24 protein-coding genes are annotated in these 22,531 nt (G+C 66.0%); 14 read left to right on the forward strand and 10 right to left on the reverse strand.

Translation table 11 applies throughout. The features are described from left to right. Positions 1 to 15: 15 nt before the first annotated feature. Positions 16 to 483 (forward strand): DUF4307 domain-containing protein, encoded by a 468-nt coding sequence (locus F7O44_RS22425; protein ID WP_162452501.1) that lies wholly within the window; start codon positions 16 to 18, stop codon positions 481 to 483. A gap of 191 nt (positions 484 to 674) precedes the next feature. Then, positions 675 to 1,181: a transcription elongation factor GreA gene (gene greA, locus F7O44_RS22430; RefSeq protein ID WP_162452502.1), complete on the forward strand. Its 507-nt coding sequence runs from the start codon at positions 675 to 677 to the stop codon at positions 1,179 to 1,181. Positions 1,182 to 1,256: 75 nt separating this feature from the next. Here the strand turns inward: greA and F7O44_RS22435 are convergent, their stop codons facing one another. The 6 genes from F7O44_RS22435 to F7O44_RS22460 all read right to left on the reverse strand — a co-directional run bounded on the left by F7O44_RS22435 (position 1,257) and on the right by F7O44_RS22460 (position 6,300). Then, positions 1,257 to 2,111 carry an ABC transporter permease gene (locus F7O44_RS22435; protein ID WP_162452503.1) on the reverse strand — a complete coding sequence of 285 codons (855 nt, stop codon included), beginning with the start codon at positions 2,109 to 2,111 and terminating at the stop codon, positions 1,257 to 1,259. After that, entirely contained in the window at positions 2,108 to 3,103 is a 996-nt protein-coding gene (locus F7O44_RS22440) for an ATP-binding cassette domain-containing protein (RefSeq protein WP_162452504.1), read from the reverse strand. The genes F7O44_RS22435 and F7O44_RS22440 overlap by 4 nt, the downstream gene beginning before the upstream one ends. A gap of 151 nt (positions 3,104 to 3,254) precedes the next feature. Further along, positions 3,255 to 3,629, reverse strand: coding sequence for a DUF2089 domain-containing protein (locus tag F7O44_RS22445; RefSeq protein WP_162452505.1), 375 nt, complete (start codon positions 3,627 to 3,629; stop codon positions 3,255 to 3,257). Continuing rightward, positions 3,626 to 4,456: a hypothetical protein gene (locus F7O44_RS22450; RefSeq protein WP_162452506.1), complete on the reverse strand. Its 831-nt coding sequence runs from the start codon at positions 4,454 to 4,456 to the stop codon at positions 3,626 to 3,628. The genes F7O44_RS22445 and F7O44_RS22450 overlap by 4 nt, the downstream gene beginning before the upstream one ends. 74 nt (positions 4,457 to 4,530) lie before the next feature. Next, entirely contained in the window at positions 4,531 to 5,742 is a 1,212-nt protein-coding gene (ilvA, locus tag F7O44_RS22455) for a threonine ammonia-lyase (protein ID WP_162452507.1), read from the reverse strand. A gap of 33 nt (positions 5,743 to 5,775) precedes the next feature. Further along, on the reverse strand, positions 5,776 to 6,300 hold the full coding sequence (locus F7O44_RS22460) for a 2'-5' RNA ligase family protein (RefSeq protein ID WP_162452508.1): 525 nt from the start codon (positions 6,298 to 6,300) through the stop codon (positions 5,776 to 5,778). A 61-nt stretch (positions 6,301 to 6,361) separates the two neighbouring features. Here F7O44_RS22460 and F7O44_RS22465 point away from each other — a divergent pair, with 61 nt between their 5' ends. Beyond that, positions 6,362 to 7,348, forward strand: a complete 987-nt coding sequence (locus tag F7O44_RS22465; protein ID WP_162452509.1) for a TIGR03557 family F420-dependent LLM class oxidoreductase — start codon at positions 6,362 to 6,364, stop codon at positions 7,346 to 7,348. A gap of 133 nt (positions 7,349 to 7,481) precedes the next feature. Here F7O44_RS22465 and F7O44_RS22470 read toward each other — a convergent pair whose 3' ends face one another. Further along, the gene (locus F7O44_RS22470; protein ID WP_162452510.1) at positions 7,482 to 8,627 is read right to left on the reverse strand and encodes a cystathionine gamma-synthase; all 1,146 of its coding nucleotides are present in this window, start codon (positions 8,625 to 8,627) and stop codon (positions 7,482 to 7,484) included. A gap of 10 nt (positions 8,628 to 8,637) precedes the next feature. Further along, the gene (gene yczE / locus F7O44_RS22475) at positions 8,638 to 9,285 is read right to left on the reverse strand and encodes a membrane protein YczE (protein WP_162452511.1); all 648 of its coding nucleotides are present in this window, start codon (positions 9,283 to 9,285) and stop codon (positions 8,638 to 8,640) included. A gap of 60 nt (positions 9,286 to 9,345) precedes the next feature. Between yczE and yczR the strand changes: the two genes are divergently transcribed. The 8 genes from yczR to F7O44_RS22515 all read left to right on the forward strand — a co-directional run bounded on the left by yczR (position 9,346) and on the right by F7O44_RS22515 (position 16,523). Beyond that, complete coding sequence (gene yczR / locus F7O44_RS22480) at positions 9,346 to 10,800, forward strand: MocR-like transcription factor YczR (protein WP_162452512.1); 1,455 nt, start codon at positions 9,346 to 9,348, stop codon at positions 10,798 to 10,800. A gap of 75 nt (positions 10,801 to 10,875) precedes the next feature. Continuing rightward, a complete protein-coding gene (msrA, locus tag F7O44_RS22485) occupies positions 10,876 to 11,550 on the forward strand; it encodes a peptide-methionine (S)-S-oxide reductase MsrA (RefSeq protein ID WP_162452513.1) in 675 nt (224 codons plus the stop codon). Between the two features lie 92 nt (positions 11,551 to 11,642). Further along, positions 11,643 to 12,017 carry a YybH family protein gene (locus F7O44_RS22490; protein WP_162452514.1) on the forward strand — a complete coding sequence of 125 codons (375 nt, stop codon included), beginning with the start codon at positions 11,643 to 11,645 and terminating at the stop codon, positions 12,015 to 12,017. A gap of 153 nt (positions 12,018 to 12,170) precedes the next feature. After that, complete coding sequence (locus F7O44_RS32045; RefSeq protein ID WP_162452515.1) at positions 12,171 to 13,046, forward strand: GNAT family N-acetyltransferase; 876 nt, start codon at positions 12,171 to 12,173, stop codon at positions 13,044 to 13,046. Between the two features lie 138 nt (positions 13,047 to 13,184). Beyond that, entirely contained in the window at positions 13,185 to 13,808 is a 624-nt protein-coding gene (locus F7O44_RS22500) for a GyrI-like domain-containing protein (RefSeq protein WP_162452516.1), read from the forward strand. Positions 13,809 to 13,863: 55 nt separating this feature from the next. Continuing rightward, on the forward strand, positions 13,864 to 14,403 hold the full coding sequence (locus F7O44_RS22505; protein WP_162452517.1) for a hypothetical protein: 540 nt from the start codon (positions 13,864 to 13,866) through the stop codon (positions 14,401 to 14,403). A gap of 253 nt (positions 14,404 to 14,656) precedes the next feature. Then, entirely contained in the window at positions 14,657 to 15,295 is a 639-nt protein-coding gene (locus F7O44_RS22510) for a copper chaperone PCu(A)C (RefSeq protein ID WP_162452518.1), read from the forward strand. After that, positions 15,279 to 16,523, forward strand: coding sequence for a Dyp-type peroxidase (locus F7O44_RS22515; protein ID WP_162452519.1), 1,245 nt, complete (start codon positions 15,279 to 15,281; stop codon positions 16,521 to 16,523). The genes F7O44_RS22510 and F7O44_RS22515 overlap by 17 nt, the downstream gene beginning before the upstream one ends. Before the next feature lie 215 nt (positions 16,524 to 16,738). Here F7O44_RS22515 and F7O44_RS22520 read toward each other — a convergent pair whose 3' ends face one another. Beyond that, a complete protein-coding gene (locus tag F7O44_RS22520) occupies positions 16,739 to 18,103 on the reverse strand; it encodes a cystathionine beta-synthase (RefSeq protein WP_162452520.1) in 1,365 nt (454 codons plus the stop codon). A gap of 98 nt (positions 18,104 to 18,201) precedes the next feature. Between F7O44_RS22520 and F7O44_RS22525 the strand changes: the two genes are divergently transcribed. Then, entirely contained in the window at positions 18,202 to 19,227 is a 1,026-nt protein-coding gene (locus tag F7O44_RS22525) for an SGNH/GDSL hydrolase family protein (RefSeq protein ID WP_162452521.1), read from the forward strand. Positions 19,228 to 19,360: 133 nt separating this feature from the next. Next, a complete protein-coding gene (locus F7O44_RS22530) occupies positions 19,361 to 19,591 on the forward strand; it encodes a DUF4287 domain-containing protein (protein WP_162452522.1) in 231 nt (76 codons plus the stop codon). Between the two features lie 124 nt (positions 19,592 to 19,715). On the opposite strand, the gene F7O44_RS22535 is transcribed toward F7O44_RS22530, so the two are convergent. Then, the gene (locus tag F7O44_RS22535; RefSeq protein WP_162452523.1) at positions 19,716 to 20,522 is read right to left on the reverse strand and encodes a Bax inhibitor-1/YccA family protein; all 807 of its coding nucleotides are present in this window, start codon (positions 20,520 to 20,522) and stop codon (positions 19,716 to 19,718) included. A gap of 225 nt (positions 20,523 to 20,747) precedes the next feature. Between F7O44_RS22535 and F7O44_RS22540 the strand changes: the two genes are divergently transcribed. Beyond that, positions 20,748 to 22,484: a DUF3352 domain-containing protein gene (locus F7O44_RS22540; protein ID WP_162452524.1), complete on the forward strand. Its 1,737-nt coding sequence runs from the start codon at positions 20,748 to 20,750 to the stop codon at positions 22,482 to 22,484. Positions 22,485 to 22,531 lie beyond the last annotated feature (47 nt).

Below are 22,531 nucleotides of genomic sequence, written 5' to 3' on the forward strand. Positions count from 1 at the left end.
GCCACCGGAGCACCGTTGTCCAATCCCGGCACCCCGGAGCCACAGCCGACCGCCCAGCCGCAGGCAGACGCGGATGAGCGGCTACAGCAACGCTACGGGCGAGGATCCAGCCATCTGGGCCAGCGGGCCGGCAACCCGGGTATCAGCCGGCGCAACATCATCATCGTCGTGTTCATCGCCGCCATCGCCGCCGTGGCGACCTGGTTCATCATCGATGCCCAGAGGGGCTCCATCCAGGCGGCGCTGCGCTCGTGGGAAAGCCCTGCCGACGGCGTCATGCCCGTCATCGTAGAAGTCGACCGCAGCCCGGACACGGTTCTCACCTGCGAGCTGATCGCCGTCGACATCAGGCACATCGTGGTCGGGCAACTGGAGTTCGAGATACCGGCCGGTGAGCCGGCGCGGCAGTTGGTCGAGGCCGACATACCGCTGCGGGGCGACGCCATCGCCCCGGAACTCCTCGGCTGCTCGCGTGACGGCTGACAGGCGCCGCGCGGCGGGATGACCAGATCCGGGCGGAACAGCCCTCCGGCTGAGGGATCGCCGGAGACGGCCCTTGCTTGGTACTGTTGTCTATTCTTCATGAACCCGACATCTACCGGGTAGAGGCTCGGTTGTGGACCACACTCACCGGCTGAGTGTGGTCTTGTGACGATAGGCAAGGAGCAGATGCTGTGACCGCTGCAAGCGACAACGTCGCCTGGCTCACCGAGGATGCCTACAAGCGTCTTCAGGACGAGCTCGAGTATCTGATGGGACCGGCTCGCACCGAGATCGCCAAGCGTATCGAGGCTGCCCGAGCGGAGGGTGACCTCTCGGAGAACGGTGGTTACCACGCTGCCAAGGAAGAGCAGGGCAAGCAGGAAGCCCGAATCCACCAGCTACAGCAGTTACTACAACGCGCCAAGGTGGGCGAGACTCCCGCCGACGACGGAGTGGTCGAGCCGGGCATGATCGTCGAGGTGAAGTTCGCCGGTGATGACGAGGTCGAGCGCTTCCTGCTCGGTTCCCGGGAGCTCGCGTCGCTCGACGAGTCGGTCGAGATCGAGGTCTACTCGCCCCAGTCGCCGCTCGGCGCCGCGATCCACGGCAAGCGTGCGGGTGAGAAGGCCTCTTACGAAGCTCCGAACGGCCGCACCGTGACGGTTGAGATCGTTAGCGTCAAGCCCTACAAGGGCTGACTCAGCGGACGAGTTCGAAGGCCCGGGAGGACGAACCTCCCGGGCCTTCACTTTGCGTCAACGGTTACCGGCCGGTCACTTGCTGGCAGCCGCCTTGTACTTGCGCACGGCCAGCGGCGCGAAGATCACAATGATCAGCATGCACCAGAGCACCGCTGCCAGTACGGGATTCTGCATCGGCCAAGCCTCTGAGGTGATGATCCCCTCGTTGCCGAACAAGTCCCGCGCCGCCGCGACCAATGCGCTGATGGGGTTCCACTCCGCCAGGTTCCGGACCACCGTGGGCATGGTGTCCGGCGGAACGAACGCGTTCGACAAGAACACCACTGGGAACAACCAGATCAGGCCTGCGGAAGCGGCGACCTGGGGGTTGCCCACAGAGAGCCCGATGAGCGCTCCGACCCACAACATCGCGAAGGCGAAGAGCAGCATCAAGCCCACCGCGCCGAGGAACGGCAGCACACCGTTGTGTACCCGCCATCCAACGATGAGCCCGCAGATCATCATGATGATGAGCACGATGAACTGGCTGGCCAGGTCAGACACCACGCGCCCGGCAATGACGCCGGACCGGGCCATGGGCAGCGAACGGAAACGGTCGATGAGCCCCTTGTGCATGTCGTCGGCCAGGCCCACACTGGCCGGAGCCACAGCGAACGCCATGGTCTGCACGAAGATCCCCGCCATCAGGTACTCGCGGTACGCCCCGGCGACGTCCTCCGCACCGGGCACCCGAATGGCGCCGCCGAACACGTAGGCGAACAGCAGCACGAACATGATCGGCTGGATGAACATGTAGATCTGCGTGTCCGGCACCCGCAGACCGCCGCGGATGTTCCGCCACGCGATGATCATCGTGTCCTGGAGCACTTGCCCGACACCGGCACTCTTGGGCGCGGCCTGGGAGGGCCGAACGTCTGTGGTTGTCATGCGCTGACCCCCTCGGCCTGCTCGGTGTTTTCTGCTTCGTCGTCTTCGGCACGCCGGCCGGTGAGTTCGAGGAAGACATCATCCAGAGTGGGCCGCCGCAACGCGATGTCGTCGATGTCGATCCCTTGCTCATCAAGGTCACGGATCACTTGGACCAGGCCCTTGGAGCCCATAGTGGTGGGCACGGTGAGCTTGCGAGTGTGCTCGTCGACGACGCATTGGCCGTCGCTGCCACGCTGCAAGATCTCGACAGCCTGCTGCATCCTGGCTGGCTCGTGGACGATTACCTCGATGCGCTCACCACCGACCTTTGCCTTCAGCTCATCAGCTGTGCCCTCGGCGATGATCTTTCCGTGATCGATGACGACGATGCGATCGGCCAGTGCGTCGGCTTCCTCGAGATACTGCGTGGTCAGCAGAATCGTGGCACCGCCACGGACCCGCGCACGGATGACGTCCCAGAGGTCGAGCCGGCTCGCGGGATCCAGCCCTGTGGTGGGCTCATCTAGAAAGAGAATCTTCGGATGGATGATGAGACTTCCGGCAAGGTCGAGTCTGCGGCGCATGCCGCCTGAATACGTCTTGGACGGCCGGTCTGCTGCCTCGACCAGGGAGAACTGCTCGAGCAGCTCTTCAGCACGCTTCTTGGCTTCCTTGCTGGAGAGTTGGTAGAGCCGGCCGAACATCCAGAGGTTCTCGCGACCCGTCAGATTCTCGTCAACGGCGGCGAACTGCCCCGACAGGCCGATACTTGCGCGTACCGCCTGCGGCTGGTCGACGACGTCGTGACCCGCGACCAGAGCGCGTCCGCCGTCGAGCGGGAGCAGTGTGGTGAGCATCCGGACCGTCGTGGTCTTACCCGCGCCGTTGGGGCCGAGGAGCCCGACAACAGTGCCCTCGGCGACGGTCAAGTCGACGCCGCTGACCGCCTTCACGGTCTTGTCGCCGGAGCCGAAGGTCTTGACCAGACCTTCGGCGATGATTGCATTCACGTTGCTTTCCTCTCCTGAACACGGCTGTGCCGTGTGGCTGTGTGCAAGGCGGCATCATCGCAGCCCGCACTGACAGCCGTGGGTGTTGCGACGGGTGGGTGCACCCGTCAGTTTCAATGGCGAGCCCCGGATAGGCCGGGAACCAGGGCCCTTACCTCAGAAGGTCCGTCGCCTCGTCGAGATCGAGTTCGCCTGCCGCCAGCCGTCGCAGCACGTCCTCACGGTCGACAGGCTCCATGGTGACCTCCAGTCCCCCAACTTCTTCGATGTCGAGACGGCCCAGCAGTTCGGCGTAGCGGATCCGGGCCGTCGGATAGCTCACCCCGAGCTCGCGGGCGAACTCCTTCATATTGCCTCGGGAGGCAAGGAACACGCTCAGTATTTTTCGATCCTGGATACTCAGGGAGCAGTAAGCACAAGAGGTAAACCTGCCGGACAGCTCGGTTCCGCAGCCGTCACAAGCCAGGCGCGTGACGTTCAGCACGTCCGCGCACACCGGGCAATCGCGCGGAGGCTGGTGTGTCATCGGGCGTCTCCGCGGTCTGGAGTGCGCAGGTTGACCGCACCCATGACGACTTCGAGGTCGATCTCGGCGCCGCCGAGACCCACGACGACGTCACGCTGCCGGTCCTTGTTTCGCGACTCCGGCTCAACAGACAGCCGGCCCAGCTGGATGTCAGAGCGAACCCGGGCATCGGAGCCCTCCTCCAATGTCAGCTGCAACGAGCCGGACTCACAGCGAATCCGCGACTGGCCGTACGTCTGCCGGGTACTCACCTGCGCCGAGCCGGCCTGAACCAGCAGGTCGATCGGTGCCTCCGAGCCGCGCACCCGCAACGAGCCGGCCGTCACTCGCACATGATCCAGCATGCGAGCCCCCTCGACCTGCAAGGAACCGGCGATCACCTCGACTCCCACCGGCAGATCTGGCCGGACTCGGACCGTCAGCTCGAGGTCTTGCCCGAGACTGTGCTGTACCCGGTCTGCCATCTCACGCCAGCGGCCACCGGCCAGCAAGACGAAGGCGTTGTTGGTCGGCACCAGCTCGGTCTCTCCCGTGATGAGGAGCGTCGAACCGTCGCGGCGGACCGTGTGGGGCCCATCGAGCGCAGCCGTGGCGACAGCGGGGTCGCCGACGATACGGACCCGGCGCGAGGTAGCACGGACGAGAATCCGCTTGATCTCGGTCATCGAGGGCAGGGTGGCGCCCTCCAACGGCTCCGCATCTGTGGCGCGCAGCTCGTCTGATCCGGATTGTTTGATCTCATCGAGCATCTTGGCCGCCTCAGCGGGGTCAAGCTCGCCAGCGGCTACCTTCTCGAGGATCTCGCGCGCATCTTCACTACCATTCACGCGACCAATGATGCGGAAAACCTTTCACAAATGTCAATGCCTCTTTATAAAACGGCAAGTCGGCCGCTGTTGGATCAATCTTCTGGTATGGACAACGGGTAGTTCGACTGCCGCAGCCTGGCCAGCACCCTTGCCCGGTGCTCCGGGCCACGCGTCTCCAGTTGCAGCGCCACTTCGACTTGGTCGACCGGAAGGGAGGCCGCCGTCCGCTCGTGCACAACGTCGAGCACGTTGGCGTCCACCGATGCGAGTTCGCTGAGCAACTGCGCCAGGGCACCGGGCGCGTCGGCCACGCGGACCCGGAAGGTGAGATACCTGCCCGCGGCCGCCATACCGTGCCGGACCACCCGCATCATCAGTAGCGGATCGATGTTTCCGCCGGAGAGAATCGCGACCACTGGTGGCTCGAACGCTCCCGGATCTTCCAAGATCGCACCGACGGCCGCCGCTCCCGCGGGTTCGACCACCTGCTTGGCACGCTCGAGCAGTGACACCAGCGCCCGCGACAACGCCTCTTCCGACACCGTCACCACGCTGTCGACATATTGCTGGATCACCGAGAACGGGACGTCACCCGGACGCCCCACAGCGATACCGTCGGCCATGGTGGACATCCGCTCCAGCGACACCGGCGCGCCGGCCTCCAACGACACCGGGTAGGCGGCAGCCCCTTCAGCCTGGACACCCACCACCCGCACGTCCGGCCGGAGATGATGTACGGCGAGCGACACACCAGCCAGCAGGCCTCCACCACCCGTTCCGACGATGATGGTGCGCACGTCGGGGCATTGCTCCAGAATCTCCGTACCGACGGTGGCCTGGCCGGCAACGACATCCGCGTGGTCGAAAGGATGGATCAGGACGGCGCCGGTCTCGGCCGCGAATGCCCGAGCGGCCAGGAGCGCTTCGTCGACAGTGGCCCCGGCGAACCGGACATCGGCACCATAGGCTTGAGTGGCCCGCTCCTTGACGATCGCCGCACCTTCCGGCATGAACACGGTGGCCGGCGTGCCCAGCATGCTCGCGGCCAGTGCCACACCCTGAGCATGGTTGCCGGCACTTGCCGCCACTACGCCATAGCGACGCTCGTCGTCGGATAGCTTCGCGATGCGCACGTAGGCGCCACGAATCTTGAACGAGCCAGCTCGCTGAAGGTTCTCGCATTTGAGGTGTACCGGCCCGCCCACCTTGCCGCCCAGCCATCGCGAATCCTCGAGCGGAGTGGGTCGCACGACGTCGCGCAGCATCTCCCGGGCAGCGTCGACCTCCGTCATTGTCAGGTCCATGACACTAGATCCTGTCACCACGTGCTTACGTTGTCATGGGAGACCACGCAGTGGCCATCGCTCGCCCGTGCCGCTGTCGATCAACGCCGCGTGGTCCGCCCGTGCCCGCAGAGGCAGAACGTCGTAAACAGCCGCTGCTACGACCGACAGTGCCGTGAGCTGAACCCGCGGCGCGAGCGTGCAATGCGGGATCCATGCCCCCGGCACATAATTCCGGTGAAGCTCGGCGCCAGCCGCCCGCACAGCCTCAACGACCCGCTCCTGCCGAAACGCGACGTCGCTGGTCAACGCCGGGATCAGCCACGTTCTGCCACGACGGAAGGTGCCAAGTCCATCGAAAGAGAATTCAACGGGGCCGTTTGACGAAAGGGCGTCGACGGCTGCCCGGACGTCGTCGAGCTGCCACGACCGCAAAACGGCGTACGAGAAGTGCGGGACGTGGCGACCATGTGTGTGTGAACGCAAGCTCGGGACGCCGTTCTCCTCCAGGCGATCCCAGAGGCGGCACATCGCACGTTCGCCTCGTGCGTCGAACAGCAGACAGACCGCGAGCGCCACGTTCCCACGGTAGTCGCTACAGGTGTCTACCCATCCAGAGTGCGCGAATAGAGTGAGTTCCATGAAGCTTGCGTGGTTGTGCAGTCATGAGTCCTATCAGCCCGAGATCCTCCTGGAACACGCCGTCTTGGCCGAGCAGTCCGGCTTCGATGTGGTCACCGGCGCTGACCACTTCCATCCCTGGGTCGACGACGCGTCGGCCTCCAGCTTCGTGTGGAGCTGGTTCGGCGCCGTGGCCCAGGCGACATCGCGCGTCGAGCTGGCCACCAGCGTCACGGCCCCCCTCTTCCGCTACCACCCAGGGCTGATCGCTCAGGCCGCGGCCACCCTCGACCGTCTGTCGGGTGGACGGTTCATCCTGGGTGTGGGCACCGGCGAGGCCATCAACGAAGCGCCCCTGGGATACGAGTTCCCCGGCTATACCGAGCGGATCGCCCGCATGGACGAGGCGCTGCGGATCATCCACGGGTTGCTGGCGGGAGAGAAACTCGACATCGACGGCCAGTACTACCAAGCCCGTACGGCCAAGCTGTACAGCGCTCCCGTCGGGACCGTCCCGGTGTGGATGGCCGCCGGCGGCCCGAAATCGGCCACCTTCGCCGGGCAGCACGCCGAAGGACTGATCACTAGTGTCAAAGATCCGGCCGACGCCATGGAGCGGGTGATCACCCCGTATCGCGAGGCCGCCGGGGCACGTGGCGCCTCGACCACCATCATGGCCACTCGCTGGGTGGTGCTGGCCGGCAACGACGACGAAGCGTGGGAAGCTCTCGCCGCCATGCGCGGGCTCCGGGCGCCGGGGCGACTAGAAGTCGCCGACCCGATGGTGCTGCGGGAACGGGCCGACGCGATGGACCGGCAGGAGATCCTGAGCAAGTACACGATTGTTCGTGATCTCGACCAGCTGGCCGAGGCGTACCGGCCACTCGTGCACGACGTCGGCGCGGACTACGTGGCCATTCAGGTGGCCAGTCTCGACCCGGTGAGGACCATCAAGCAGGTCGGCGAGCAGGTACTGCCCGCGCTGCGCGAGTGGTCACGCGAGTGACGTCCAGCTGAACCGCTTCGGCAAACGGAGTCTCTCCTCGCCCAGCAGACTCAGTCGGACAAGAGGCTTCGCCATCGACCTCCCTCGCTGATGCCCACCACACCATGGAGAGACTCCCTTTGCCGAAGCGCCCCTACGTCGCGTGTTTCAGCGCCTGGTCAAGGTCGGCGAGGAGGTCGTCCACACTCTCGATCCCCACCGAAAGCCGGACCAGGTCGTTGGGCACTTCGAGGACGCTGCCGGCCGCGCTGGCGTGAGTCATCCGGCCCGGATGCTCGATCAGGGATTCGACACCGCCCAGCGACTCTCCCAGGGTGAAGACCTGGGCGCGGTTGCACACCTCGACGGCCGCGTTCTCCCCGCCGGCTACCCGAAACGACACCATGCCCCCGAAGCGGCGCATTTGGCGTCGCGCGACATCGTGACCTGGGTGTGAGTCCAGCCCCGGGTACAGGATCTCGCTGACCTGAGGATGCCGGCCGAGCGCCTCGACCACCCGTTCGGCGTTGTCGCAGTGCCGCTCCATCCGGATCGCCAGCGTCTTCAGCCCGCGAAGGACCAGCCACGCGTCGAACGGCCCGGCCACCGCCCCGATGGCGTTCTGGTGAAAGGCGAGCTGATCACCCAGCGTCGGGTCGCCAACCACCAACGCTCCACCGACGACGTCGGAGTGGCCGCCGCAGTACTTGGTCGTCGAATGCACGACGACGTCCGCGCCCAGCGTCAACGGCTGCTGGAGGTAAGGCGTGGCGAAGGTGTTGTCCACGACCAGCAACGCTCCGGCGTCGTGCGTCACCTGCGCGAGCGCGGCAATGTCAGCGATGTTGAGCAGGGGGTTCGTCGGCGTTTCGACCCACACGACGGCGGTCTCGGGGCGGATGGCCTGGCGGACGGCGTCGACGTCAGACACTGGGACGGCCGTCCAGGAAACCCCCCACCGCTCGACCACCTTGCTGATCAACCGGTAGGTGCCGCCGTATGCGTCGTTGGGAATGACGACGTGGTCGCCGGGCTTGAGCACGGTTCGCAGCAGCGTGTCCTCTGCCGCCATGCCGCTGGCGAAAGCCAGCCCGCGCCTGCCTTCTTCCAGCGCGGCGATGCACTCTTCCAGCGCCGTCCGCGTCGGATTGGCCGATCGGCTGTACTCATACCCGCCGCGCAGCCCGCCGACGCCGTCTTGGGCGAAGGTGCTCGTCGCGTAGATGGGCGGCATGACAGCGCCGGTTGTCGGGTCGGGCGCCTGGCCGGCGTGAATCGCTCGTGTCTCGAATCCTTCCACGACTTGGACCCTATGCCGGACCCGCGGTGACGCGCACGTTCTCAGCCGGTTTCGTTGGTTCGGAAACGGTCAGCCGCGGCAGCAGAATGTGCACCAGCGGACCGATGCCGACGGCGTACAGGACGGTGCCCACGCCCACCGTGCCGCCGAGCAACCACCCGGTCGCCAGCACGGTGACCTCGATACTGGTGCGAACCAGCCGAACGGACCGACCGGTACGGCGAACCAAGCCGGTCATCAGGCCGTCCCTGGGACCCGGCCCGAATCGCGCTCCGATATAGGCGGCCGTAGCCACCGCGTTCAGGGCGACACCGAACACCATGAACGCGATCCGCAGCGCCATGAGAGCCGGAGCGGGCAGCACCCACAACGACACATCGGCTGCCACACCGATCACGATCACGTTGCTGACGGTGCCGAGGCCGAGCCGCTGACGCAGCGGAATCCAGGCCAACAGCACCAGGACGCCGGTGAGGATCACCACGGTTCCGAATGAGAGCGGCGTGCGGTCCGCCACGCCTTCGTGAAGCACGTCCCACGGGTCGAGCCCGAGACCAGATTTGATCATGAGGGCCATGCTGAAGCCGTACAGCAACAACCCGAGGTAGAGCTGGAGAAGCCGTCGGGGCAGCGCATCCCGCGCGAAAGGTTCAAGCACGTTGCCATCTTGATGCCAAGTGGACTTTTAATATATAGCCACTTGTGCCAAAGTGGACCCATGCGATCTATCGGCGGGCGTCAGCTGGCACGTTCGATCGGCCATTGGTCCGAGGGTCAGGGGACGCGTCCCGCGTACATCCGGCTGGCCGACGCCATCCGGACACTGATCCTCGACGGCCGGCTGCCGCTCGAGACGCGGCTGCCCGGTGAACGCGAGCTCGCCGGCGCGCTGGAAGTCAGCCGGACCACCGTCACCGCCGCCTATGACCTGTTGCGCACCACCGGATATGCCGCCAGCCGTCAAGGTTCAGGCACACGATCGGCGCTGCCCGCCAACCGGAGCGGAACCTCTGCGGGCTCACCATGGACGCCGTTCGGTCCAGACGGCTCGGACATCCTCGACCTGGCGCATGCCGCTCCAGAGGCTCCTGGCCACGCGTTGACCACGGCCTACCAGGCGGCCCTCGAACAGCTACCCCGGCAGCTGCCCACCTGCGGCTACAACCTGTTCGGGCTCCCCGAGCTCCGCGCTGTGATCGCTGCCCGGTTCACCGCCCGCGGCCTCGCCACCGAACCGGAGCAGATACTTGTCACCTCCGGCGCCCAACATGCCTTCTCACTCGTTCTGTCGCTGATCACCGATCCGGGCGACCGCGTCTTGATCGACCATCCGACCTACCCGAACGCCATCGACGCCATCCGGCGCGCGATGGCGCGCCCAGTGCCCGTCCCACTCTTGGAGGACGGGTGGGATCTCGACGCGTTCGAAGCCGCCGTCCGCCAGACCGCACCGCGCCTGGCGTATATCGTCCCCGACTTCCACAATCCGACCGGGCTGCTGGCTTCAGACGACGAACGACGCGCGATGGCGTCGGCGCTGGGCCGGAATCGAACACTGACGGTTGTCGACGAGACGCTGGCCGAGTTGCCACTCGAAGGTCAGGTCCCTTCACCGGCTGCGACGTACCTGCCCCGTGGCCTCGCCATCACCATCGGCAGCGCCAGCAAGACGCTGTGGGGCGGCCTACGGGTCGGCTGGATCCGCGCGGAGGAATCCCTGATCCGCAGGCTGGCCGCGGTGCGTGCCAGCATCGACATCTCCTCTCCGGTCATCGACCAGCTCGTCGTTGCTGAACTGATCCGTGTCCTCGACGACGTCCTCAGCGAACGGCTGCCGGAATTGCGAGAGCGCCGGGAGGTGCTGCTGGCCACCCTGGCCGAGGCGGTTCCAGACTGGCGGGTGAGGCGCCCTGCCGGGGGCCTCGTCCTGTGGTGCGATATGGGCCGGCCGTTGTCCAGCTCGATGGTGATGGCTGCCGAACGGTACGGAATCCGGCTCGCCGGTGGGCCGCGGTTCGGCGTAGAAGGAGCATTCGAGCGGCGTCTCCGCCTGCCTTATACCCTGCCGTCCGACGTGTTGCGACAGGCGGGAACGGCGATCGGCCAAGCGTTCTCCGCCATCGGGGCGGCTCCTCCACCCGCCACCGGACAGCTCCAGGCCGTTTTCGCCTGACCCGTGTGCGGCGGAACAATGGTGAGGTGACCGGCGTTGTCCGGTATGTCGTCACACTTGTGAGGTGTCTTTACGTTGTCGCTCTTCGGTTCGCCCGCCAAGACCCGTTCTGTTGGTCCCCACGACGCGTTGCCCGGGCGTGGCGCACGTCCGTTCTCCCTGACCGGCATTCACACCGTCCTGGGAACACCCATCGAGGCGGAGCCGCCGGCCGGCCACCAAGAGGTTGTCTTCGGCATGGGCTGTTTCTGGGGTGCCGAACGCGAGTTCTGGCAGCTTCCCGGGGTTTGGACCACGGCGGTCGGCTATGCCGGTGGTTACACGCCGCACCCGACCTATGAGGAAGTGTGCACCGGTGGCACCGGTCACGCCGAGGTGGTCCGCGTGGTGTTCGATCCGGCCCAGGTGAGCTACGCCGACCTACTCAAGGTGTTCTGGGAGGCACACGACCCCACCCAGGGCATGCGTCAGGGCAACGACATCGGCACCCAGTACCGGTCCACCATCTACTGGACGACGCCCGAACAGCGCGACGCAGCGCTGGCCTCCCGTGACTCCTACGCCCGGCGCCTGGCCCAGGCGGGCCACCCAGACATCACGACGGAGATCGCCGAGCTGGCCGAGTTCTACTACGCCGAGGACTACCACCAGCAATACCTGTCCGACGCCAAGAACCCGAACGGCTACTGCGGGCTTTCCGGCACAGGCGTATCTTGTCCTGTTGGCGTGATCACGGAGCCTTCGTCCTGACCCGCGTCTTGTCGCCGATCAGGTAGCGATTGCGCTCGCACAAGCCGACCTACCGGGTCGGCTGTCGGAGCCACCTGGTAGTACTTGATCGTATGAATAAGGCCGTCGACGAGGTCACCTCATTCATGCGCGAGTACGAAGCCGCCAGCAACCGCCGCGACCTCGACCACCTCGCGTCGCTTATCACCGATGACGCGACGTACTGGTTCTCCGATGGATCACACCAGGGCATCACAGCCATCCTCGAGGCCATTAGGGCGACGTTCGACGTCATCCGAGACGAGACGTACGAGATTCGCGATCTCGAACTGGTCACCGTGACACAAGAGGCAGCGGTGTGCCGGTATCACTTCGCATGGACGGGCACGGTCGATGGAGAGCCGCAGGCAGGAAGCGGCCGTGGCACCAACGTCGTCGTCAAACGAGATGGTGATTGGCGGATGCTGCACGAGCATCTCAGCGCCTGACGACGCGGGACGACCGGTACGCCGATGAGCACGAAGGGTCATGAGTGGCAGGTTGGCCGGCACCGGAGTGAGTTGCCCGGTCGGCACCGGAACCAGCCTGTAACGTTCCTGCTGGCGGCGTTCCGAGGCGCTGAGTGGTGACGGGAGCTTCGAGTGAGGGAGGTTCGTCGGGTCGAGCTTGATCCATCCCAGGTCAGGCCAGGGTCGACGTTGCGGCCGATCACGCGTTTCGTGGTGGAACACGACGGCGTCGAGCAAGCGTCGGTGGTGTTTGGGCGGGCAGAGATCTTTGCGCGCGAGCCGGCCGAGTACGCGTTGGCTCGTTTGCGCTGGGTAGAAGGCGGGCTGGACGCCGCACGGGCGGCGGTAACCGCGGCCGTGGACTCGGCTCCGCCGGGCGCAGCGGTCTACCTGCCGGTCAACGCCGCGGTGAGTCCCGACCACGCCGCTCACCGCGTCGTCGCCGAGACATGCGGATTCGCGTTGTTCCAGGAGAAGGAGGCCTTCTGGTGGGCCGACACCGGCCAAGCCCTGCCCGAGCCCACCAGCCTGCGACTGGAACCTATGTCGCGGATCGGAAGAGAAGCGCTCGTACCCGTGATCGGGCGATGTCTGGCCCAGACCCTGGACCGGACCGACGCCTTGGTGTTCGGCCGGCACCGGCCCGAGCAGTGGGTCACCAGTTTCCTCGACCACCGCGCTACCGGCGCAGATGCCCAGTCGTGGATGTACGCGGAGACGACGAGCGGCATACCTGTCGGGTTCGTGGGTCTGGCCCAACGGGTAGGTGATCCGGGCGTTGGCACGATCGTGCTCATCGGTGTCCTGCCGGAGCAACGCGGTCACGGCTATGTGGACCAACTCCTCCTGGCGGCCTATCGTGCTGCCCGAGCGCGCGGCTTTTCGGCGGTGCAGTCCCTCGTCGATGTGAACAACCGCCCGATGATGGCGGCGATGTGCCGCTCTGGCGCGGACCCCAGCGCCCATCCGTGGCACAAATGGCTCTACACCACAACCCGTGCCGCATAGCTCTTTGGCACCGCTCAGCCGCGGCCCTCGGTTGAGTCTCCTCCCGGGGAAGAGACCACGCTGTTCCTGTATGACGACGGACACCGGAGCCGGCCGTTGGCGGATGTCGATTCAACACGGTTGGAAGGAACGCCCCGAATGCAGAACTACGACATCAAGAAGGAGCGGCGACATCTCTACGCGCCGAAACACGGCCGATTCGAGGTGGTCGATGTCCCGCGGATGACGTTCCTCATGGCAGACGGCCACGGCGACCCGAACACTTCCCCCGCTTATCGTGCGGTGGTCAAGGCGCTCTTCACCATCTCTTACGCCGTGCGTTCTGTCGCCAAGGAGAAGTTGGGGCGCAAACACACCGTGGGTCCGTTGGAGGGGCTCTGGTCCGCGGACGATCTCGGAGTCTTCAAGACCCGTGACAAGGACGCGTGGGACTGGACCCTGATGATCGTCCAGCCGGCCTGGGTCAACTCGGCGATCGTCGACGAGGCGTTGGACCGTGTCCGGATGACACAGGAACTCGGCGCCGGGAGCGACGTGAGGTTCGAGGAATTCGCCGAGGGCCGCAGCGTTCAAGTGCTTCACATCGGGTCCTACGACGACGAGGGCCCGACCATCGCGCGGATGCATGATGAGTTCATGCCCGCCGAAGGTTTCACGCCTCGTGGCCGCCACCACGAGATCTACCTGTCGGATGCCCGCAGAACCGAACCGAGCCGGCTGCGCACCATCCTCCGCCAGCCGGTGAGTTCAGCCCCGGGCTGATTCTCCCGAACGACCCCGGTCATTTCCGACGCGCGGGTGCTCCTAGGGTAAGAACGTGACGAATCCGGGTCGGGGTGGCGCGCGCATCGCGCGTGGCCTGACCCTGTCCATCCTGTGCCTCCTGCTTTCGCTCTTCGCACACGTCTGTGCCGGCGGAGCAGTCGAGATCTCGATGGGCCTCGTCATCGGCGGGCTCGCGCTCTCCGCCATGTGTGTGGCCGCAGCCGACGCCCGGCGCGGCTTCGGCACCATCGTCGCCGTCGTTGGCTTGTCGCAGGTCGTGTTCCACCTTCTCGCCGGCCTGGGTGGTCATCACGCCGTCGGCGCACACCTGGGTGCCGTCCCGGCCATGGTCGGCTCGCATGTCGTCGCCACACTCATCATCAGCGTGCTTCTCGCCCAGGGCGAGCGGCTGATCTGGGCGTTGTTCAGCCTGTTGCGTACGGCCACGGCGCTGGTGCTAGTCCAGCTCACACCCAGCCGGCCCACCCTGATCAGTCCCGTCAGCCTGGCCGCTCCACACTGGCTGACCAGCATCTACACCCGTCGGTGCGGCACTCTCCGGGGACCACCCGTAGCGGGGATTCTCCATTGAGAGGTCGCCCGAGCAGGCGCCTCTGAATTCTTCCGGGGTCAACCCAGCCGGTTGACGTCACCACGCGCGAGCTGTGGCCCGCATATCTGTGGGCCGACCTGGCGTAGTGGCGGCTCGACCCGCTTGTCTGAAGCGCCCTGGCGGTTGCGAACACACACCATGCCCACTTCCCGGCAGGTGTGGGGGCCTTCTCCGCCGTCATGCGTGCGCCCGCCCCGTCGACATTATTGATCTAGTCAGGAGTACAACCCCTATGCGTAAGAACACATCCCTCGCCGCCCGTCCGGTGCCGATCCGCCTGACCCGCCGGGCACTCGCGTCGTCAGCTGTTGTCGCCATCGCCGTGCTGGCCGGTTGCGGCAGCGACGACGATGCCTCCGGGCAGGATGCCGGCGTATCGGATCCGGCAAACACCAGCGAACCGGGCAGCGGCAGCCTGAGCATCGAGGAAGCCTGGGTGCAGTCCGCCGAATCGGGGATGTCGGCAGCCTTCGGCACCTTCGTCAACGACGCGCCACAGGACATCCGCATCGTCTCCGCTACCACCGCTTCCTCGCCGGTGATGGAACTGCACGAGGTCGTCATCGCGGACGGCGGGCCCGCGATGCGGGAGAAGGAAGACGGCTTCACCGTGCCCGCCGAAGGTGAGCACCTACTGGAGCCTGGTGCCGATCACCTGATGCTGATGGACGTCATCACGCCGATCCAGCCTGGTGACGACGTCGATTTCATCCTCACCCTCGACACCGGCGAAACCTTCGAATTCACGGCCCAGGCTAAAGAATTCAGCGGCGCCGACGAGGAATACCTGCCCGGCGAGGGCGACCACCACGGCCACCAAAACGGCGACGAGCACGGCCACGAGGACGGCGACCATGCCGACGACCACTGATCGCGACCGGTCGGCAGCCGCGCGCGGTGGCCTCTCCCGGCGCGGTCTGCTGACGGCAGGGGCGTCCGGGCTGGTGGGCGCATCGGCGGTCGGAGTGCCGATGGCGCTGGCGAGTTCCGGCACCGACACAGCAGCCGGACCTGACGACGCGCTCGGCCGGGCCACGGTGCCTTTCCACGGCGTCCACCAAGCCGGCATCGCCACTCCGGCGCAGGCGTTCGCCACGTTCATCGCCTTCGACCTGGCCCCTGATGTCGATCGCGACGCACTCGGACGCTGGATGCGCTTGTGGACCGGCAACGCCGAACGGCTCACCCAGGGCCGCCCGGCGCTGGCTGATACGGATCCGGAACTTGCCCGTGCTCCCTCGCAGCTGACCATCACGGTCGGTGTAGGGCCTGGCTTCCTCGCGGCCGCCGGCCGGGAGGACGAGGCTCCGCCGTGGCTGCGTCCGCTCCCGGAGTTCACCATCGACCGCCTCGAGTCCGCGTGGTCCGACGGCGATCTCGTGGTCCAGATCTGTGCCGATGATCCGGTCGCCATTTCCCACGCCTCCCGGATGCTGACGAAGGATGCCCGCGCCTTCGCCGGGGTGCGATGGGTCCAGGCAGGCTTCCGGCATGCCTCGGGTGTGACACCACCGGGTGCCACACCCCGGAATCTCATGGGTCAACTGGACGGTACGACCAATGCCGAGCCCGGAACCGAGGAGTTCGACCACCAGGTGTGGATCGATGACGGGCCGGACTGGCTCCGGGGCGGGTCGTCGCTCGTGCTGCGGCGGATCCGGATCGAGATGGACACCTGGGACATGGTCGGACGGCAGGGCAAAGAGGAGACGATCGGCCGCCGCCTCGACGACGGCGCACCACTAGGCGGCGAAGCCGAACACGACGAGCCCGATTTCGACGCCGTCAACGAGATCGGCCTGACCGTCATCCCGGATTGGTCCCACATCCGCCGGGCCCGGCCGGACGACCCTCGCCAGCGGGTCTTCCGGCGGTCGTACAACTACGACGACGGTCCCGCCGCGGATGGTGAATCCGGAGCGGGAATGCTGTTCGTCTCCTACCAGGCCGACATCGACGCCCAGTTCATCCCCATCCAGCGCCGGCTGGACGAGCTGGACCTGCTCAACGAATGGACCACGCCGATAGGCTCGGCCGTCTTCGCGATCCTGCCCGGATGCCGTCCGGGCGGATGGCTAGGTGAAGCGCTGCTCGATTAGAGACTCCAGACGCGGACCTATGAGAGCCGCTGGCCCGTGTTGATCATGGGCGGATGTCGGGTGTTCGACCTTGTTTAGGTCACATCTGCCCATGATCAACTCAGGAGTCGGAAGAGAACGCGACGTCGGACCGCCGTCACGCAGCAGCTTCAGGATCGTGGCCTGGAAATCGGTCTCCCGACCCGGGATGTCCGTCATGACACCATTGAACGCCTTCAGCCGGCCAGGTGACCGAGGAGGTCGGCCCGGGTCAAGACCCCGGCCGGTTTTCCGTCCTCGATGACCATCAGCGCATCGACGGATTGCAAATGTTCGAAGGCCTTGGCCACCGGCTCGCCGGCGCCCAGCACCTGCAGCGGTCTGGACATGTGCCGGTCAACCGGATCACTGAGCGATGCCTGGCCCGAGAACAACGCTTCCATCAGATCTCGTTCCACCACCGCGCCGACCACCTCGGCCGCCATCACCGGCGGCTCGGCCTGGACGACCGGCATCTGAGAAACGCCGTACTCCCGCATGATGGCCACAGCGTCAGCGACGCTCTCGTTCGGATGGGTGTGGACCAGGGCGGGCATGTCACCGGACTTGAGCCGGATCACGTCGCCCACGGTGGTGCCCTCCGCGGGCGGCAGGAATCCGTAGGACATCATCCAGTGGTCGTCGAAGATCTTCGACATGTACCCCCGACCGCTGTCCGGCAGGAGCACCACAACGACGTCGTCCGGTCCGGCGCGCTCAGCCACTCGCAACGCTCCGACCACGGCCATTCCGCAGGACCCGCCCACGAGGAGTCCTTCCTCACGGGCCAGCCGACGGGTGAACTCGAACGAGTCCTGGTCGGAAACGGCAATGATCTCGTCGCAGATCTCGCGGTCGTATGTGGAGGGCCAGAAGTCTTCTCCGACACCCTCGACCAGGTACGGCCGCCCACTGCCGCCTGAATACACCGACCCTTCGGGGTCGACGCCGATCACCCGGACCCGTCCGTCGGAGATCTCCTTGAGGTAGCGCCCAGTGCCGCTGATGGTGCCTCCGGTGCCGATGCCCGCTACGAAATGCGTGATCCGGCCCTCGGTCTGCTCCCACAACTCCGGGCCGGTGGTTTCGTAATGTGAACGAGGGTTGGCCGGATTAGAATACTGGTCCGGCTTCCAGGCACCATCGATCTCCTCGACCAGCCGGTTGGAGACCGAGTAATACGAGTCCGGATCCTCAGGCGCTACGGCAGTGGGGCAGACGACAACCTCCGCACCGTAAGCCTTGAGAACGTTGCGTTTGTCTTCACTGACCTTGTCCGGGCAGACGAAGATGCACTTGTACCCACGACGCTGGGCCACGAGGGCAAGTCCGACGCCGGTGTTTCCGCTGGTGGGCTCGACGATGGTGCCACCAGGGCCAATCCGGCCGGCTGCCTCGGCGTCGTCGACCATCCGCACGGCGATCCGGTCTTTGACCGATCCGCCCGGATTGAAGTACTCGACCTTCGCGAGCACCATGGCCGGGGCGTGACCGACGGTCGCGCCGAGCCGGACGAGCGGCGTTCTCCCGATGAGGTCGATGACGTTCTCGTAGTAGTCCACGCCGCCGACTCTAATGCGCGAACACGATCCGCGACGACCGGATCGAAGAGTAAAAAGTCACGTGTCATCAACCCGGGCCGGCACGTAGATTTGAATCCATGGTCGGCCCGCTCAACGCACACACCGCACGTCGAATAGCTACCGCAGCCGCCTATGGCGGCGGTGGGCTCAGTCTGCTCAGTTTCTCGCTGTACGGTCTGCTGCGCCTGCAAGCGCGGGTGGCGCGGTTATCCATCACCGGCGTCCCGCTCGACGGACCGCCCAATCCCAACGGCATCTACGGCGCTTACCGCGCCGAACCCATCTCGTTTGCCGTGATCGGCGACTCCTGCGCCGCCGGATACGGCGTGCACACGGTCGAAGAGACACCAGGAGGTCTGCTCGCGGCCGGGCTGGCGGAGATCGCCGAGCGCCCGGTCCGCCTGAGCGCATTCGCCCAGGGTGGTGCCCGCAGTGCCGACCTCGCCGACCAAGTCGACAAAGCCCTCGTCACCGAGCCGGACGTCGCTTTGATCATCATCGGCGGCAACGACGTCACCCACCAGGTCCGCCCAGCCGCAGCGGTACGGTGCCTCATCGAGGCAGTCAAGCGGCTACAGGACGCGGGTTGCGCCACGGTCGTGGGCACCTGCCCCGACCTCGGCACCATCAACCCGATTCAGCCGCCGCTACGGTGGCTGGCCCGGCGGTGGAGCCGGCAGCTCGCCGCGGCCCAGACATTCGCGGTGGTTGATGCGGGTGGCCGCACGGTTTCGCTCGGGTCCCTGCTCGGTCCGGAGTTCGCCGCCTCGCCCGGGGAACTGTTCAGCGAGGACAAATTCCATCCGTCGTCGGCCGGGTACGCCCATACGGCCGCGGCCATTCTCCCTGCGCTCGCCGGGTCGCTCCGGTTGTGGCCGGCCGAGGACGAAGCTCCGCTCCCGGCCAACGCCGAGACGGTTCTGCCGATCTCCGCGGCTGCAGCGGAGGCCGCATATCACGAAGGCACCGAGGTAGCGGCCGCTACGGTCGACGGCCACGAAAGCGGTCCACGCGGACGCTGGGCGCGCTTGCGTAACCGCCGGCGTTCCAGCTCGCCTGACGAAGACATCACCGAGGCCGCGTCCTCCTCACCCGCGCGGTGATCAACCATCACAGCACATGAGCCAGGCTCATCAGTGCGGCGAGGTGTAAAGGATCAACCCATAGGGCTTGTGTAGACCTTGGGTGTCAGGCAGAGTCGTATTACGGAGCCCTCAAGAGCAAACGGAGGCCACCATGAGCCTGAACCACTCCGAGGAAACCCATCGCAATCTACTCGCCCGCGTGCCAAGTTGCACCGGGCGAGAACTTCGAGAGTGGTTCCATACACTCGAAGCCGGGCCTGCGTTCCTGCGGTTCGACGACCGGGTGAAGTGGCTGCGTAGCGAGCATGGCCTCGCCCACGGGCATGCCACCGCCATCGTGCACGAGCACGACCTCCGCCGGGCAGCACGCTCCTTCGAGTAAGCACCCACGCGCCTGACCTCGGTGCCGACGCACTCGGCCCGGCACAAAGAAGCGGCACCGGACCAACGGGTCCGATGCCGCCTATGACTCTGAGCGCGGTCCATGTCCGGCCACGCCGGTGCCGCTACTCGCCTCTGAGAATGGCCAGCAGACGCAGCATCTCGATGTACAGCCAGACCAGCGTGACGGTCAGGCCGAACGCGGCCGTCCAGGCGTACTTGGCCGGGATGCCTTCCTTGACACCCTTGTCGATGAAGTCGAAGTCCAGGATCAGGAAGACCGCCGCCAAGGTGATGGCGAACAGGCCAATGGCGATCCCGAACCAGCCGGTGCGGAACCCGAAGGCGCTGTCGGAAGAACCGAAGATCTGGAAGAACAGGTTGGCGATCACGAAGACGAGGTATCCGCCCATCGCGATCATGGCACCGCGCTGGAACTTCGGCGTGACCCGGACACGTCCGCTGCGGTACATGAACAGCGACACGGCGAACACACCGAGCGTACCGATGACCGACTGCGCGACGATGCCGTTCAGCGGCGAACCGCCGGCCGAAATGGTGGCGCCTTCGAGAATGCCGCTGATGGCACCGAGGAAGGTGCCGGTCAACAGCGCGTAGGTGAGAATCAGTGGCGGACTGGGCTCTTTCTTGAAGGCGTTGACGAGGCCCAGGATCAAACCACCGATGAGCCCGACATAGAACAGTCCAGGCACATTCCAGCCGATGACCGCTCCGACCAGCACCACGCCGAGCGTGGCACCAGTGCGCATGACGACGTCGTCATACGTCATCCGGCCCGTCTGAGTGGGGGTAGCCGACGGGGCGGCATACATTTCCTCGAGCCTCTCGGCGCTGGGCGCCGAGACGTCACGAACACCCGGGCGTCCGCTGAAAGCGGCCGACCGCCCGAATACCGGGTTACTACTCTGCATCGCTCCTCCAACGGCCCCGCGGGGCAGATCATGTGTCCGCTTCTACTTTACAGATCACGGCATTACTTCACACAAGTGGCACAAGCCGGCGACCGATCGGTGTGAACGCTCCGGCCTGCCCGGCGCCCGCCCTGAAGGCGCGGACCACAGCAGACGGGAGGCGGCCCACTCGGCTAGCCTGACGGCGAGCACAACGCATGTCAGGGGCAGTCGAGAGAGGCCTGGATGTCGAACACGGAGCCGCACCAGAACGGCGAGGCCGGCACGCCCGGCGCGGACGCAACACCGCCGGGGCCGCCCGCTGCTTCGTCGGCGGCACCGCCGCCGCCACCCGGACCACCCGCGGCTGCCCGCCCCGGGCCACCGATGCCGCCTCCCCCACCCCCACCCACCGAGCCGGCCAGCGGCTCCGCCTCGCACCGGCGCGGGTTGTTGATCGGTGCTTTGGTGGCTGCCGTCATCATCCTGGTGCCGGGTGCCGTGTTCGCGTGGCGCGCTCTCGACGGGGGCGGCACGCAGCCACACGACGTCTTGCCCGGCGATTCCGTGGGCTATCTCCGCCTCGACCTCGACCCGTCGGCCACCCAAAAGATCAACGCGGTGCGCTTTCTCGGACAGTTCCCCGCACTCGACACCGCCGGGCTGACCGAAGATCTGGACCTCCGCGAGTGGATGATCGAAGAGTTCGCCGCCGACACCGGATGCGACATCGGCTTCACGGCAGATGTGGAGCCGTGGCTGGGCGATCGGATGGGTGCCGCGGCGTTGCCGCCCGACGATCCACACGCCGACCCTGAGTTCGTCTTGGCGCTCCAGGTGGAGGACGACGACGCGGCCGAGACCGCGATGCGGAAGATACAGGACTGTGCCGGACCGGGTGCGGGTCATACCTACCTCGACGGCTACCTCATCCTGGCCGAGACTCAACAGGCCGCCGACCAGCACGTCCAATCCGCGCGGAACTCCTCACTGGGAGACAACCCCGAGTTCCGGCAGGCGATGGATCAGCTGGGCGACCCTGGCGTCGCCTCGGCCTGGATATCCGGCATCGCCCTGTTCGAAGCGTTCGAACCGGGCATGATGGACGACGTCGTGCGGCGCACGAACTCCACGGGAGCACTCGACGATCCATTCGATGATCCGCTGTACGGCGACACACCGTCGCCGGAAGAACTTCGCGAGATGGTCGAGGGCAGCTTCCGCAGCGTTGCCATGACATTCCGGTTCAACAGCGACTATGCCGAGATCGCCTCGGTCGTCACCGGCGATCTCTACAACGAGCTAGGTGGTGACGGCGTGCGCGCCGACGTCCCGGAAACCACGGCGCTGCTGTTCGGTTCCAGCAATCTCGACACCTACGTGAACGAGCAGTGGGACACCCTGCTCGGATCGTCTCCACAGGATCTGGCGATGCTCCAGGGTATGGCGGCGGCTGCCGGGCTGAGACTGCCGGAAGACGTGGGAACCATGCTCGGCACCAACTTCGTGTTCGCCGTCGACAGCGAGCGGATGGATCTGGAGTCGATGATCGAGCGCGACGACTTCTCGTCGCTCGACTTCGGCGTGCAGGTCAGAACCGAGCCCGATGCATTCGATGAGACGTGGCAGCGGCTGCGCGTCGCGGCCGAATGGGCTGCGGTGCCTCTGGACGAGGTGCCGTTGGTACCCACCGACGACGGGTACGTGATCGCCTCCAACGACGGTTACTCGTCCGCGTTGATCGACGGGGGGACACTCGGCGACAGCGACGTCTACACGAAGGCCGTCAAAGACGCCGACAGCGCCGATGCGGTGTTCTTCCTGCACGTCGACGCCGTCAAGGATTCACTCCTGACGATGATGGCCGGCTCCGGCGCGGACGAGGACCTGGTGCGCTCGGTCGAGCTGATCGACGCGATCGGTTATTCCACCCGCATCCAGGACGGCTATACCGAGGCCACCGTGCGGATCACCGTCGGCTGATCGCTGTTCCCAAAGTGGCGAGTTCTCTCGCACCAGACACCCAAGGA

The organism is Phytoactinopolyspora mesophila (assembly GCF_010122465.1).
GTDB lineage: Bacteria > Actinomycetota > Actinomycetes > Jiangellales > Jiangellaceae > Phytoactinopolyspora > Phytoactinopolyspora mesophila.

What these genes read in the sequence shown, in the direction of transcription:
- F7O44_RS22435 (WP_162452503.1), bottom strand. Translation starts at nt 2,111, where the DNA reads ATGACAACCACAGACGTTCGGCCCTCCCAGGCCGCGCCCAAGAGTGCC.
- F7O44_RS22445 (WP_162452505.1), bottom strand. Translation starts at nt 3,629, where the DNA reads ATGACACACCAGCCTCCGCGCGATTGCCCGGTGTGCGCGGACGTGCTG.
- ilvA (WP_162452507.1), bottom strand. Translation starts at nt 5,742, where the DNA reads ATGGACCTGACAATGACGGAGGTCGACGCTGCCCGGGAGATGCTGCGC.
- F7O44_RS22465 (WP_162452509.1), top strand. Translation starts at nt 6,362, where the DNA reads ATGAAGCTTGCGTGGTTGTGCAGTCATGAGTCCTATCAGCCCGAGATC.
- yczR (WP_162452512.1), top strand. Translation starts at nt 9,346, where the DNA reads ATGCGATCTATCGGCGGGCGTCAGCTGGCACGTTCGATCGGCCATTGG.
- F7O44_RS22490 (WP_162452514.1), top strand. Translation starts at nt 11,643, where the DNA reads ATGAATAAGGCCGTCGACGAGGTCACCTCATTCATGCGCGAGTACGAA.
- F7O44_RS22500 (WP_162452516.1), top strand. Translation starts at nt 13,185, where the DNA reads ATGCAGAACTACGACATCAAGAAGGAGCGGCGACATCTCTACGCGCCG.
- F7O44_RS22510 (WP_162452518.1), top strand. Translation starts at nt 14,657, where the DNA reads ATGCGTAAGAACACATCCCTCGCCGCCCGTCCGGTGCCGATCCGCCTG.
- F7O44_RS22515 (WP_162452519.1), top strand. Translation starts at nt 15,279, where the DNA reads ATGCCGACGACCACTGATCGCGACCGGTCGGCAGCCGCGCGCGGTGGC.
- F7O44_RS22525 (WP_162452521.1), top strand. Translation starts at nt 18,202, where the DNA reads ATGGTCGGCCCGCTCAACGCACACACCGCACGTCGAATAGCTACCGCA.
- F7O44_RS22530 (WP_162452522.1), top strand. Translation starts at nt 19,361, where the DNA reads ATGAGCCTGAACCACTCCGAGGAAACCCATCGCAATCTACTCGCCCGC.
- F7O44_RS22535 (WP_162452523.1), bottom strand. Translation starts at nt 20,522, where the DNA reads ATGCAGAGTAGTAACCCGGTATTCGGGCGGTCGGCCGCTTTCAGCGGA.
- F7O44_RS22540 (WP_162452524.1), top strand. Translation starts at nt 20,748, where the DNA reads ATGTCGAACACGGAGCCGCACCAGAACGGCGAGGCCGGCACGCCCGGC.